General features: G+C 38.8%; 12 protein-coding genes and 2 pseudogenes. 12 read left to right on the top strand and 2 right to left on the bottom strand.

The window, feature by feature from the left end; translation table 11 throughout:
• Positions 1 to 49: 49 nt before the first annotated feature.
• Entirely contained in the window at positions 50 to 2,143 is a 2,094-nt protein-coding gene (locus JCM21531_RS01315; RefSeq protein ID WP_038286818.1) for a glutamine synthetase III family protein, read from the bottom strand.
• 26 nt (positions 2,144 to 2,169) lie between these two features.
• Positions 2,170 to 3,177 carry an aspartate--ammonia ligase gene (gene asnA / locus JCM21531_RS01310; RefSeq protein WP_038286817.1) on the bottom strand — a complete coding sequence of 336 codons (1,008 nt, stop codon included), beginning with the start codon at positions 3,175 to 3,177 and terminating at the stop codon, positions 2,170 to 2,172.
• Positions 3,178 to 3,580: 403 nt separating this feature from the next.
• Here asnA and JCM21531_RS01305 point away from each other — a divergent pair.
• From JCM21531_RS01305 to JCM21531_RS01265, 12 genes and pseudogenes are all read left to right on the top strand, one after another.
• A pseudogene (locus JCM21531_RS01305) lies at positions 3,581 to 4,671 on the top strand (class II glutamine amidotransferase).
• Positions 4,671 to 6,176 carry a glutamate synthase-related protein gene (locus tag JCM21531_RS01300; RefSeq protein WP_038286815.1) on the top strand — a complete coding sequence of 502 codons (1,506 nt, stop codon included), beginning with the start codon at positions 4,671 to 4,673 and terminating at the stop codon, positions 6,174 to 6,176. The pseudogene JCM21531_RS01305 and the gene JCM21531_RS01300 overlap by 1 nt, the downstream one beginning before the upstream one ends.
• A 13-nt stretch (positions 6,177 to 6,189) precedes the next feature.
• Positions 6,190 to 6,618 carry a 4Fe-4S dicluster domain-containing protein gene (locus JCM21531_RS01295; RefSeq protein ID WP_038286813.1) on the top strand — a complete coding sequence of 143 codons (429 nt, stop codon included), beginning with the start codon at positions 6,190 to 6,192 and terminating at the stop codon, positions 6,616 to 6,618.
• Between the two features lie 4 nt (positions 6,619 to 6,622).
• On the top strand, positions 6,623 to 6,793 hold the full coding sequence (locus JCM21531_RS24730; protein ID WP_439644265.1) for a hypothetical protein: 171 nt from the start codon (positions 6,623 to 6,625) through the stop codon (positions 6,791 to 6,793).
• Entirely contained in the window at positions 6,790 to 7,521 is a 732-nt protein-coding gene (locus tag JCM21531_RS24725) for an NAD(P)/FAD-dependent oxidoreductase (RefSeq protein ID WP_439644264.1), read from the top strand. Before JCM21531_RS24730 ends, JCM21531_RS24725 begins: the two co-directional genes overlap by 4 nt.
• Position 7,522: 1 nt before the next feature.
• Entirely contained in the window at positions 7,523 to 7,846 is a 324-nt protein-coding gene (locus tag JCM21531_RS24720) for a hypothetical protein (RefSeq protein ID WP_439644263.1), read from the top strand.
• Positions 7,847 to 8,569: a GltB/FmdC/FwdC-like GXGXG domain-containing protein gene (locus tag JCM21531_RS01285; RefSeq protein ID WP_038286811.1), complete on the top strand. Its 723-nt coding sequence runs from the start codon at positions 7,847 to 7,849 to the stop codon at positions 8,567 to 8,569.
• 44 nt (positions 8,570 to 8,613) lie between these two features.
• Positions 8,614 to 9,930, top strand: a complete 1,317-nt coding sequence (gene glnA, locus JCM21531_RS01280; protein ID WP_038286809.1) for a type I glutamate--ammonia ligase — start codon at positions 8,614 to 8,616, stop codon at positions 9,928 to 9,930.
• A 29-nt stretch (positions 9,931 to 9,959) separates the two neighbouring features.
• Positions 9,960 to 10,527: pseudogene (locus JCM21531_RS24975) on the top strand (ANTAR domain-containing response regulator).
• Between the two features lie 271 nt (positions 10,528 to 10,798).
• Positions 10,799 to 11,014 carry a DUF1294 domain-containing protein gene (locus JCM21531_RS01270; RefSeq protein ID WP_243467025.1) on the top strand — a complete coding sequence of 72 codons (216 nt, stop codon included), beginning with the start codon at positions 10,799 to 10,801 and terminating at the stop codon, positions 11,012 to 11,014.
• Positions 11,015 to 11,372: 358 nt separating this feature from the next.
• Entirely contained in the window at positions 11,373 to 11,705 is a 333-nt protein-coding gene (locus tag JCM21531_RS19940; RefSeq protein ID WP_243467024.1) for a hypothetical protein, read from the top strand.
• Complete coding sequence (locus tag JCM21531_RS01265; RefSeq protein ID WP_243467023.1) at positions 11,702 to 13,306, top strand: DEAD/DEAH box helicase; 1,605 nt, start codon at positions 11,702 to 11,704, stop codon at positions 13,304 to 13,306. Before JCM21531_RS19940 ends, JCM21531_RS01265 begins: the two co-directional genes overlap by 4 nt.
• Positions 13,307 to 13,329: the final 23 nt, after the last annotated feature.

The raw sequence follows: 13,329 nt of genomic DNA, 5'->3' as shown, positions 1-13,329 counted from the left end.
AATCTACTTTTATAATAGACTACACGCCTTTGTGAGGCTTATATTTATTTTAATATACACTGTACAGAAGCTCGCCGTAAGTGGGGAACGGCCAGTATTTTTTACCTATTTTTGTTTCAAGATTATCAATTACGCTTCTTAATTCCTGCATATTAATGAATACAACTTCTCTATAGTATTTTGCAATACTTAAAACATCAGATTGATTTTTTGCCTCGAGAATTGAATTATCCAATTTCTCAATATTTTTATAAAGGCAACCGGCTAAATCGGATACAGTACTAATTAAAGATTCTTCAAGCTTGCAATTAAATTCGCTGCTTATGGCTTTTTTGTTTTTCGCAACTTCGGTTAGGTCTTTGAGGTAATCGACAATTGCGGGTATAATACCTCTTTTAGTCATATCGAGTATTGTGAGCGCTTCAATGTGTAGTACTTTGATATATTCCTCAAGCATTATATGATATCTTGAATGAATCTCCGACTCTGAGAAGATGTTGTGTTTTGTAAACAGCTCTATATTCTTTTCGGATATAAAGTACGGAACAGCTTCAACAGTTGATTTAAGGTTCAGAAGCCCTCTCTTTTCAGATTCTTTTACCCATTCCTCCGAATAGTTGTTGCCGTTGAATATAATTCTCTTGTGCTTTGCAATTGTTTCTTTAATTAATGCAGACAATTCTCCTTTGAAATTTTCGGCCTTTTCCAGTCTGTCGGCAAATTGGGACAGAGCTTCAGCAACAATAGTATTGAGAACAACGTTGGCATCGGATATGGATGCACTGGAACCCAACATTCTAAACTCGAATTTATTACCGGTAAACGCAAAAGGTGAAGTTCTGTTTCTGTCAGTGCTGTCTTTGGGGAAATGAGGAAGCACAGTTGCACCGATTTCCATTTGAATTTTTTCTTTCTTATTATAGCTGGTATCATTTTCAATGGATTCGATAATTGCTGTAAGTTCATCTCCCAAGAATACTGATATTATTGCAGGCGGCGCTTCATTCGCTCCGAGTCTGTGGTCATTTCCGGCACTTGCAATGGATATTCTGAGCAAATCTTGATATTCATCCACTGCTTTTATAACAGCACACAAGAACAATAAGAACTGCGCATTATCGTAAGGAGTTTCCCCGGGTTCCAAGAGATTTATACCGGTGTCTGTTGAAACAGACCAGTTGTTGTGCTTACCGCTTCCGTTTACTCCTGCAAAAGGCTTTTCATGCAGCAAACATACAAGGTCATGCTTATTTGCAATGGTTTTCATAAGCTCCATAATTAACTGGTTGTGGTCAGCGGCAATATTAACTGTTGTAAATATTGGAGCTACTTCATGCTGAGCAGGTGCAACTTCGTTGTGCTTTGTTTTGGCTAAAACGCCAAGTTTCCAAAGCTCTTCATCCAGCTCTTTCATAAAGGCGGAAACCCTTGGTTTTATTGATGCAAAATAGTGGTCTTCCAATTCCTGACCTTTTGGAGGTCTTGCACCGAATAATGTTCTGCCGCAGTATATCAAATCCGGACGTTTTTGGTACAATTCTTTGTCTATCAAGAAGAATTCTTGTTCCGGTCCTACAGTTGTTACAACCCTTTTTACATTGTCGTGTCCGAAGATCTTTAGAATTCTTTTAGCTTGTTTATCTATTGCTTCCATGGAACGAAGAAGCGGTGTCTTTTTGTCAAGGGCTTCTCCGCTATATGAGCAGAACGCTGTTGGGATACAAAGGGTATTGTCTTTGATGAATGCATAAGAAGTTGGATCCCAAGCAGTATAACCTCTTGCTTCAAAGGTTGATCTGATTCCGCCGCTGGGGAAGCTTGAAGCATCGGGTTCTCCGCGGACAAGTTCTTTACCTGAGAATTCCATGATTATATTTCCGTCATCTACGGGAGAAATAAAGCTGTCATGCTTTTCTGCAGTTACTCCCGTGAGGGGCTGGAACCAATGGGTAAAATGAGTGGCTCCTTTTTCGATAGCCCATTCTTTCATGGCAGTTGCCACGATATTAGCAACGTCCAAATTTAAATGTTTCTGCTCTGCTATTGTTCTTTTCAAAGCCTTATATACATCTTTAGGCAGTCTTTGTTTCATGACTTTATCATTAAAAACCATACTTCCGAATACATTAGGGATATCTAGCATTTTAATTCCTCCTTACAATTATACAATTATAATAGATTGACTCCTTTTTCCTGGCATACGGCAATTGTCTCATCGTCCCAAACGGACACTTGCACTTCTCCTATATGAGCTTTGGCAAGAAGAAGCATGCAAATTCTGGACTGACCGATTCCGCCTCCTATGGTAAGAGGAAGCTCTCCATTTAACAGCATCTTGTGGAAAGGCAGATTTCTTCTGTCGTCGCAATTTGCTTTTGTAAGCTGTTCATCAAGGGATGCAGGATCTACACGAATTCCCATGGAAGAAATTTCAAAAGCATAATCTAAAACATCATTCCAGAATACAATGTCTCCGTTTAATTTCCAATCATCATAGTCAGGAGACCTACCGTCATGTTTTTGTCCTGACTTTAATATATCTCCAATCTGCATAATAAATGCAGTTTTATGCTCTTTCAAATAAGCATTTTCTCTTTCTTTTGGGGATAGGGACGGATACATGTCTTCAAGTTCCTGAGTAGTGATAAAGTTTACATCCCTGGAAAGTTCAACCGGAATTTCGGGAAAAACTTTTTTGATGGAATCAAGAGTGTTGCATACGGAATTCACTATTGATTTTACTGTTTCCTTTAAATAATTCACATTGCGATCTTCTTTTGTAATTACTTTTTCCCAATCCCATTGATCTACGTATATGGAATGGAGATTATCCATTTCTTCATCTCTACGAATGGCATTCATATCTGTGTAAAGGCCTTCTCCGGGCTTAAATCCGTACCTATGGAGAGCCATCCTTTTCCATTTGGCCAGAGAGTGGACAATTTGTGCTTCAGTTTTTGTTTGCAAGATATCAAAGCTTACCGGTCTTTCAACACCGTTCAGATTGTCATTTAGACCTGTTTTCGGATCAACAAACAGCGGAGCGGATACTCTTCTTAAATTTAATGCTTTCTTTAATTCATCTTCGAAAATCCTCTTTATCATTCCTATGGCAGTTTGGGTTTCATATAGGTTGAGCAACGATTTATAACCTTCCGGTATAACAGTTTTTTTCATTCTATCATCCCTTTCCAAAAAATTAAGGCGCTACGAGTTTTGAAAACTCATAGCGCCTTTGCTTTATATTAGTAGTATAACACCAAATCAATAAAATGTAAATACTTTTTTCTTAAAAAAAATGCAAGATTATTTTGATAAAGTTGCAAAAATTTTGACAAATAGTTTTTGGTAATGGCATATATTCAGTGTTGTATGAAATTTAGAATAATAAATCCTTCAAAATGTTATTGACAGAATTGTTATTTTAACGTATTATAATAGTACAGTGAACAAAGGCGTTCACCAAATAACGAAAGCACTGAAAGTATTGATATGCTTTTGTTATCGGTGAACGCCTTCTTATATTATAAACAAAGATGTATTTTGCAGAATACAGATATTTATTACAGAGGTGGGAATGATGTTGAAAGAAGGTCAAATAAGGATACCGTCAGGTTGTGCAATATCGGGTATATTTTCAAAGTCGGGTAAAAGAATAAGTGGAGATGCAATTATCAAATCAATCGCAACAATGCACGACCGTTCAAACGGCTTGGGCGGAGGATTTGCCGGTTATGGAATTTATCCTGAATATAAAGATTTCTATGCATTCCATGTTTTTTATGATGGGGATGTTGCCCAAGACGAATGTGAGAAATTTTAGAACGACATTTTGACATAATTAATCTTTCTAAAATACCAACACGAAAAACTCCGGGAATAACAGATGCTCCTTTGATTTGGAGGTATTTCGTTACTCCTTTGCCGACAAAACTCGATGAAAGCCAACTGGATGAAAGAGAGTTTACGGCAAGGTGTGTAATGAAAATAAACAAGGGAATAGAAGGGGCCTATGTGTTTTCCAGCGGCAAAAATATGGGAGTATTCAAGGCGGTAGGTTTTCCGGAGGATGTCGGAGAATTCTACAAACTTTATGAGTATGCAGGTTATTGCTGGACTGCTCACGGAAGATATCCAACCAACACTCCCGGCTGGTGGGGTGGTGCGCACCCTTTTGCGTTACTGGATTATTCGGTGGTACACAACGGTGAAATATCTTCTTACGATACCAACAGAAGAACTATTGAAATGCATGGTTACAAATGCACATTGCTCACAGATACAGAAGTAATTACTTATATAATTGACTATTTGAACCGCAAAGTAGGTTTAACTCTTGAAGAAATAGCTGGAGTTGTTGCAGCACCTTTTTGGCAAGTCATTGACAACATGCCCCAAGGAGAAAAAGAAAAATACTCTTATCTTAGAAAGGCATTTTCATCAATGTTAATAACAGGGCCTTTTTCCATCTTGGCAGGATTTGAAGGGGGAATTATGGCTCTCAATGACAGGCTAAAACTTCGTTCTATGGTAATCGGAGAAAAAGACGACATGTTTTATGCAGCTAGTGAAGAATGTGCAATTCGTGTTTTAGAAGAAAATTTGGATAGAGTTTGGTCTCCGAAAGGCGGAGAAGCAGTTATCGCTACATTGAATAGAGGTGTTTTATAATGGGAATCAATTTATTGTATCCGGAATATGAAGTTGCAAGAAATATGGACAGATGCATTAATTGCAGAGTATGTGAAAGGCAATGCGCCAATGAAGTTCACAGCTATGATAAGGAGAAAAAAATAATGTGCAGTGACGATTCAAAGTGCGTCAACTGTCACAGATGCGTAGCTCTTTGCCCTACAAGGGCTCTAAAAATAGTAAAAACAGATCATACTTTCAAAGAAAATGCCAACTGGCGTGGTTCTATAATTAATGAAATATACAAGCAGGCTGAAAGCGGTGCGGTACTTCTGTCCAGTATGGGAAATCCCAATGCTTATCCTGTGTATTTTGACAAAATTCTGTTAAATGCATCCCAGGTTACGAATCCTTCTATTGACCCCTTAAGAGAGCCTATGGAAACAAAAGTGTTTCTAGGCAGCAAACCGAATAGTATTCAAAGGGATAAGGACGGAAAGCTTGTAAATAATTTGTCTTGCGGGATTGAACTATCTGTACCCATTATGTTCTCTGCCATGAGTTACGGATCCATCAGCTACAATGCTCACGAAAGTTTGGCAAGAGCCGCAAGAGAGGCCGGAATTCTGTATAACACAGGTGAAGGAGGACTTCACAAAGATTTTTATCAATACGGCAGCAACACTATTGTACAAGTGGCTTCAGGAAGATTTGGGGTGTATAAAGACTATCTTGAAGCTGGAGCTGCAATAGAAATAAAAATGGGTCAGGGTGCAAAGCCCGGAATAGGAGGACATCTCCCAGGAACAAAGATTGTAGGGGACATATCTAAAACCAGAATGGTTCCTGAAGGCTCGGATGCCATTTCCCCGGCTCCTCATCATGACATTTATTCTATTGAAGACTTAAGACAGCTGGTCTACTCGCTAAAGGAATCCACAAATTACACAAAGCCCGTTATAGTAAAAATAGCCGCAGTTCACAATGTCGCAGCTATTGCCAGCGGAATTGCGAGAAGCGGAGCTGATATTATCTCTATCGACGGATTCCGCGGAGGTACCGGAGCTGCTCCTACAAGAATAAGAGATAATGTGGGAATTCCGATTGAGCTTGCTTTGGCAAGCGTGGACCAAAGACTTAGAGAAGAAGGTATAAGAGATAATGTATCCGTTGTTGTAGGCGGAAGTATCAGAAACAGCAGCGATATCGTAAAAGCAATTGCATTGGGAGCTGACTGTGTTTATATCGGAACAGCTGCTTTGATTGCTTTGGGTTGTCATCTTTGCAGAAGCTGTCATACAGGAAAGTGTAACTGGGGTATTGCAACCCAGGAGCCTGAATTGGTAAAGCGCCTAAACCCCGATATGGGCTACAAGAGGCTTGTTAATCTTGTCAGCGCGTGGAAGCATGAAATAAAAGAAATGATGGGCGGAATGGGCATTAACTCGATAGAGAGCCTGAGAGGAAATCGACTGATGCTAAGAGGAGTAGGACTTAATGAGAAGGAGCTTCAAATATTAGGAATTAAACATGCGGGGGAATAGGAGGTGCTTTGCGTTGAAAAGGGTGTATGTAAATGAAAAATGGTGCCTGGCATGCCATCTGTGCGAATACTACTGTGCTTTTGCAAATTCCAATGAAAAAGATATGGTTAAGGCCTTAAAAGACATAGTTATAAACCCAAGAATTCGAGTAGAACAAAAGGATAATATAAGTTTTGCCGTGTCCTGCAGGCATTGTGAAGAACCTTTGTGTGTAAAGGGTTGCATTACAGGGGCTCTTTCAATAAAAGACGGAGTAATATCCGTTGACCAAAATAAATGCGTCGGATGCTTTACCTGTATTTTATGCTGTCCCTATGGGGCAATAAGTCCGGGCGATGAATCTGTTATTCAAAAATGCGAATTGTGTACCAATAACATACATGGAAGTCCTCAATGTGTAAAAGGTTGTCCGAACAACGCCATTGTATTTGAAGAGAGGTGAGAAAATGAAATATGTAATAATAGGAAATTCTACGGCGGCTGTGGGAGCTGTGGAAGGGATAAGGAAAATTGATATGGAGGGCGAAATAACCATTATTAGTAAAGAGCTTACCATGTATATTCAAGACCTCTTATATCGTATTTGCTGTATGGTAAGACCGATGAGGAAAGAATGAAATACCGGAAAGAAGATTTCTATGAGACTATGAATTGCAAGACGATTTTAGGAAAAGAAGCAGTAAAGATAAACGATGCAAAAAAAGAAGTTCTATTAGATGACGGAGAAGTTGTAAATTACGATAAATTACTTGTGGCTACCGGCTCACTTCCTTTTGTTCCGCCTATGAAAGGACTTGAAGGGGTCGAAAAAAGATTTTCTTTTATGTCTTTGGACGATGCCAAAGAACTTGAAAGTGCAATTTCTCCTTCAAGCAAAGTTTTAATAATCGGTGCCGGACTTATCGGTTTAAAATGTGCCGAGGGAATTTCAAAGAGAGTGGAAAGCATTACAGTAGTAGATTTGGCGGACAGAATTTTGTCAAGTATTTTGGACAGGGACGGAGCCGAAATAGTTAAATCCCATATAGAAAAGAAAAATATTAATTTCATTTTAAACGCCAAAGTGGATGAATTTACGGGAAATAAGGCTTTGCTCTCCAATGGAGAAGAAGTTGAATTTGATGTTTTAGTAGTTGCCGTTGGTGTTATACCTAATACAGGTTTGATAAAAGAGATAAACGGCAAGGTGAACCGGGGAATTGCTATTGATGAATTCTGTCAGACTTCCATACCGGATATATATGCTGCAGGAGACTGCTGTGAATCTTTTGATATTACTTTAGATCAGAACAGTCCTTGCGTTACTCCCAAATGCTTATATGCAGGGCGAGTGTGCGGGAGCTAATATGGCGGGGGGCAAAAAAGAGTACGGAAAAGCAATTCCCATGAATGCAATATCTTTTTTCGGACTTCACATCATAACAGCGGGAAGCTATATCGGGGATGTTTTCAGCCAAATCGAAGGGGACAATTATAAAAAATTGTTTGTTAAGGATGGACTGTTAAAAGGGTATATTATGATTGGGGATGTGGATAAGGCAGGAATTTATACGAGTTTGATTAGAGAAAAAACTCCTCTTTCTGAAGTTGATTTTGAATTGATTTTCCAAAAGCCCGGTCTGATGGCTTTTACAAGAAGAGAGCGCAAGAAATACTTGGAGGTGTGGTAAATGAATATTAATGCTCAAAACTTATATTATAAAGAATTAAATCAAAGAATAAGAGAAGTATCCGATAAAGATATTGTTATAGAAAATTGCTTGGGGCAAAGATATATAGGAAGCGGTCAAGGTGATAAAAACATTACAATATACGGCACACCGGGAAATGACCTTGGGGCATATTTGGACGGATGTACTATAAGGGTGAAAGGAAATGCCCAAGATGCCACAGGAGATACGATGAATGACGGCGTTATTTATATTCACGGAAACAGCGGAGACGCCTGCGGATATGCAATGAGGGGCGGAAAAATATTTATAAGGGATAATGCAGGATATAGAACTGGCATTCATATGAAGCAATATAAAGACAAAAAGCCTGTCATAGTTATTGGAGGCACTGCAGGAAGTTTCCTTGGCGAGTATCTTGCAGGGGGAATCATAATAGTATTGGGATTAAACAGCGAGAATGCTATTCCGGTAGGAAATTTTTGCGGAACAGGCATGCATGGTGGTAAAATATACTTAAGGTGCAGTAAGCTTCCTCAAGACTTGCCCAAACAGGTGATTTCAAGGGAAGCAACCAATGAGGATATGGAGGAAATAAAGGGGTATATAGAGGAATTTTGCCAAGAGTTTGGCAAAGACAAGGAGCAAATTTTAAACTCCAAATTTTTCTGTCTGATTCCCAATACAAAAAACCCCTACAAGCAATTGTACACATATAATTAACCGATAGTATGACCAAAAGTATGACCAAAGGAGGTTTTCTGAGGATGACTTATATTATGAAAGAGGTGCTGGAATTTGTCGAAGAAAATGATGTGAAATTTATTCGACTGGCCTTTTGCGATATTTTAGGGACTCAAAAGAATATCTCTATCATGCCTCAGGAGCTTGAAAGAGCATTTGAGCAAGGTATATCCTTTGATGCGTCTTCTATTTTGGGATTTATGAATGTTGAAAAATCGGATTTGTTTTTGCATCCGGACCCATCGACTTTAAGTATTTTGCCCTGGAGGCCTCAGCAGGGAAGAGTAATACGTTTTTACTGCGACATAAAGCACCCCGATGGGAGAGCGTTTGAAGGAGATACGAGAAATATTCTCAAAAAAGCTGTGGAACGTGCGGAAAAAATGGGATATGTATGCAGGATAGGCTCGGAATGTGAGTTTTACTTGTTTGAAACCGATGAAAAAGGAAGCCCCACATATATTCCCCACGATGAAGGAAGATACTTGGATATAGCTCCTCTTGATAAAGGTGAAAACGTAAGAAGGGAGATTTGCCTGTCTCTTGAGCAAATGGGAATCCAGCCGGAAAGTTCCCATCATGAGCAAGGTCCGGGGCAAAACGAAATAGATTTCAAATATAGCGATGCACTTACTGCCGCAGATAATTTAATGGCTTTCAAAGCAGTGGTCAAGGCTGTTGCATTAAGAAACGGACTTTTTGCCTCCTTTATGCCAAAACCCATTTTGACCGAAAGCGGCAGCGGACTTCATATAAACTTATCTCTTTCCAAAGACGGACATAATATTTTTAGGGATAGGGATGCCGATTCTTCTGCTGCAAAAAGCTTTATTGCCGGAGTTATTGATAAAATATTGGATATTACTGCATTTACAAATCCAATAACAAATTCTTATGCCCGGTTTGGAAGTTTCAGGGCGCCTAAATACGTATCCTGGTCTCATCAAAATCGTTCCCAGCTTATCAGAATCCCTGCCGAAAAGGGAGAATACAGCAGAATGGAACTTCGCTCTCCGGATCCGGCTTGTAATCCATACATTACCTTTGCCCTTATTTTGCATGCAGGACTTGACGGAATCGAGAAAAAATTAGAGCTTTCGGAGCCAATTAATCATAACTTGTATAATGCCAGCGGCGATGAACTAAGGGAAATCAAGGCTCTTCCGGAAAATTTGAAACAAGCTTTGGATATTGCGTCAAAAAGTAGTTTTGTAAAGAGCATTTTAGGGGAAGAAATGTTAAGCAAGTATATGGAGATAAAGCTTGAAGAATGGAAAAGATATTCTGAAAGTGAAGACAAAGAAAGTGTGGAAAAGCAGATGTATTTTCGAACAATCTAAGATTTTATAAGGGATAAGTCGGTGGTAGTATGGACAGTATTTTAATTATATCCAGTTCCTTGAAGGTGAGTTCTTCGTTGGAAGAACTGTTAAAGTTAAATTCTTATAGCGAAATTGTTTTGGCTAAAAATGCCGGTGAGGCCAAAAGAATACTACTTGACAGGGATTTTGACTTGTGCATAATTAATACGCCGTTGACGGACGAATTTGGAGGCAATTTGGCAATAAATATTGCAAACAGGGGAACGGCGCAAGTTATGCTGCTTGTCAAAAGCGAATTGGAAGATGAGATATCGGATAAAGTTGAAGATTTCGGGATATTTGTTATAGCAAAACCTGTCAATCGTCAGCTTTTTGGAGTGCTCTAAAACTTGTCTCCGCTTCCTACAATAGAATGAAAGGGCTTAAGAAGCAGAATGAGCAGCTTCAAAAAAGATAGAAGATATTAAGTTTGTCGACAGAGCAAAATGTGTTTTGATTGAGTATTTAAAAATGTCGGAAGCTGAGGCTCACAGATTTATAGAAAAACAGGCTATGGATATGCGGGTTACAAAAAGAGAAATAGCGGCTAGAATTTTGAAAACATATGAAAAATAAGAAAAGTAAAAATTTTTTTAAATAATCGAAAAATAATTGAATAATAAATTTTAAAAAGGTTAATAATTATATTGACCTCACACAAATACATTTTAACCCCCTAATAGATGCCCTGGCGTAATGCGGGGTGTTTAATTTGCTCTAAAATTTGTTATAAAACGATAAAATTTGATATAATATATATGTAATCCTGTTGTTAGCTTATTAGCAGTCTCTATAATTCTTGGTAATTATGGAAACCCAATATTTGATGACGATGGGGGAAACGAGTATGCCAAACTTAAAATCTAATCCATATATGTTTGTTTTTCTCTTATTTGCCTTAATAAATCTTGTCGGTTTTGCCTTAAGCGGGATTGACAAATATAAAGCAGCAAGAAGCCTGTGGAGGATACAGGAAAGAACATTTTTCTGGCTTGTGCTGATGGGAGGCGCACCGGAGTATATTTGGGGTTGCTTGTTTTCAGGCACAAGACAAGGCGTATGAGTTTTATGGTGGGAATTCCGTTAATTTTTGTATTTCAGATTTTGGGAATCATTTTTGTTTATATCCTAAGTAGAGCTTAATTGAGCTTTATGACACTATTTTTATTGCTTGGCAATCTATTCTTAGATATTTGAAAATTGTCGATTGCAATATTGCCTGTTGTAGTTCATAAATGTTTTCATTAATCTTCCCATGATGGTATAATATATAAAGTAAAACTTTTTGGAGGGATACCTATCATATTTTTGATGATCTTGCAGGGAAGATTATTAAAGCACCAGCAGAAAATTCAAAACTGATACTTAAAGGTCCTACCGGGAGCGGAAAGTCGACTCTGCTTCTTGAAAGGTACAAATATATGGTGAACACTCTTGAGGTGCCCAGTGAAAAAATATTGATACTGCTTCTAAACAGAACACAGTCATTGGAGTGGAGGACCAAGACTTTTTTGGAGGGTTCCGCAGCAATTCTCAGAACATCATATTTTGGGTTTGTTCAAGAGGAGATAAGGACTTATTATCCCCTTATTCTAAAAAACTGCAATGAGATAGGTAACAGGAATGTGAAGCCTGTTTTTTTGACTTTTGAAGCTTCCCAATTCCTTGTATCCATTGTTTTGGAATGGCGCAGGCAAAAAAAGGAGCCTTTGCGGGGGTTACCTCTTATTCCGACAGGCTTGCAATTGAGATGACATCGAATCTTGTAAAGGCTGCCATTTCCGATATTCCCTACAGTGAGATAGGAGAGAGGCTTTATAATGCTTTGGAGAAAAAGGAAGACATTAAAAAGCAGGTATACAAAGAAGCGGACGAAATAATAAGAGACTACAGGAAAAAGTGTATGGAGCTGGGGATATTTGATTTTGGCATGGCTGTGGAATTGTACAACAAATGCCTGCTTACCGATGAAACATACCGGAATCAGTTGTTTCAAAGGATAGACCACCTTATTGTGGACAATATCGAGGAGTGTGTACCTTCGGAGGTTGACTTTATCAATTTCCTAATGCCTAAGGTAAAGACATGTCTTTTAGGGTATAATCATGAAGGGGGATATGGACAGGCTTTTGGGAGCAATCATGAATATGTCAAAAAGCAATTGATTGATAAGATGGAGATAGTGGAGCTAAATAAATCCTATACCTGCAAGGATTTTATGTATGAATTTTCGGACATGCTTTTTGATACCATAAAGAACTCAACACCGTGTAAATTTAAAGCGCGGCCGGAGATAGAGAGGACTTTGCCGCTGGAACTTAGAAGCGATATGCTGGAGGAGGCAGGAAACAGAATCGTTGAGTTGATTGAGAATGAAGGATATAATCCTTCGGATATTGCGGTGATATCCAACTATGCAGACCCTGTCACAGAGTTTGTTATAGGAAGAATCCTTGAAAGACACGGATATGAGATTAAAAACTTGGCAAGAATGAACAAGATAATAGACAATCCTTTCTCCCAGGCACTGATAACTTTGGCTCAATTGTGCCATCCGGCTTACGGTTCGGCTCCGGGAAGGGATGATGTAAGGGCACTTATAAGGATAGTGCTGAAAATAGATCCGGTAAGAAGTTCCATTCTTGCAGGAGAGGTTCTTGCCCAAAGGCCCTTTGCCGAGTTTCCCGATATAGAGTTCCCGGGACTGGTGGAAAGGGTCGGGTATTATAACATTGAAAAGTATGAGTACATAAGAAATTGGATAAAGGAATACCGGGAGATGGAGAAACCGCTTCAAATACATGAGTTTTTTCAGAAGGTTTTCTTAGAGATACTTCTATCAAACGAAGTGTCTCAGAAAGATATTATTGAAGCCAAAAAGCTTATAGACAGTGCAGAGACCTTTGTTGATGTGGTTTCAAGGTTTAACAGGAATGCCAGCAAAGATTTTCTTGATATCGCAAAGAAGGGAATAAAGTCGGCGGAAAGCATATTTGAGCTGGAAGAAAAGCTTAACGGCAATTTTGTGCTGATGTCTACTCCCGTTGCATACCTGTCAAGCCCGTTAAAAAGCAAAGTACTGATACTTTTGAGTATCAGCAGCAATAACTGGACTCCAAGAAGCATAAAAGAAATAACAAACATCCATGTCCTGACAAAGACATGGAATGAGAATGATATTTATACGGAAGAAATGGAAGAACAAAATCAGAAGCATTACCTAGCGGTTCTCATAAGGTCGCTTTTAAAAAGATGTGAAGAGAAGCTTATAACATTTGAGTCCATGCTTTCAGCCAACGGCTATGAGAATGACGGAATTTTGGCAGAATATTTTGACGAGATACTGACGCAGTAAAAGAATTATTGGGGAGGCATGTT

Source organism: Acetivibrio straminisolvens JCM 21531, from assembly GCF_000521465.1.
GTDB classification, from domain to species: Bacteria; Bacillota; Clostridia; order Acetivibrionales; family Acetivibrionaceae; genus Hungateiclostridium; species Hungateiclostridium straminisolvens.
Note: the sequence above shows the minus strand (reverse complement) of the source record. Positions and strands in the feature narration are given on the sequence as shown.

Excerpts from the sequence above, each read along its gene's own strand:
- JCM21531_RS01315 (WP_038286818.1), bottom strand. The coding sequence starts at position 2,143 with ATGCTAGATATCCCTAATGTATTCGGAAGTATGGTTTTTAATGATAAA.
- asnA (WP_038286817.1), bottom strand. The coding sequence starts at position 3,177 with ATGAAAAAAACTGTTATACCGGAAGGTTATAAATCGTTGCTCAACCTA.
- JCM21531_RS01300 (WP_038286815.1), top strand. The coding sequence starts at position 4,671 with ATGGGAATCAATTTATTGTATCCGGAATATGAAGTTGCAAGAAATATG.
- JCM21531_RS24730 (WP_439644265.1), top strand. The coding sequence starts at position 6,623 with ATGAAATATGTAATAATAGGAAATTCTACGGCGGCTGTGGGAGCTGTG.
- JCM21531_RS24725 (WP_439644264.1), top strand. The coding sequence starts at position 6,790 with ATGAAATACCGGAAAGAAGATTTCTATGAGACTATGAATTGCAAGACG.
- JCM21531_RS24720 (WP_439644263.1), top strand. The coding sequence starts at position 7,523 with ATGGCGGGGGGCAAAAAAGAGTACGGAAAAGCAATTCCCATGAATGCA.
- JCM21531_RS01285 (WP_038286811.1), top strand. The coding sequence starts at position 7,847 with ATGAATATTAATGCTCAAAACTTATATTATAAAGAATTAAATCAAAGA.
- glnA (WP_038286809.1), top strand. The coding sequence starts at position 8,614 with ATGACTTATATTATGAAAGAGGTGCTGGAATTTGTCGAAGAAAATGAT.
- JCM21531_RS01270 (WP_243467025.1), top strand. The coding sequence starts at position 10,799 with ATGCCAAACTTAAAATCTAATCCATATATGTTTGTTTTTCTCTTATTT.
- JCM21531_RS19940 (WP_243467024.1), top strand. The coding sequence starts at position 11,373 with ATGGTGAACACTCTTGAGGTGCCCAGTGAAAAAATATTGATACTGCTT.
- JCM21531_RS01265 (WP_243467023.1), top strand. The coding sequence starts at position 11,702 with ATGACATCGAATCTTGTAAAGGCTGCCATTTCCGATATTCCCTACAGT.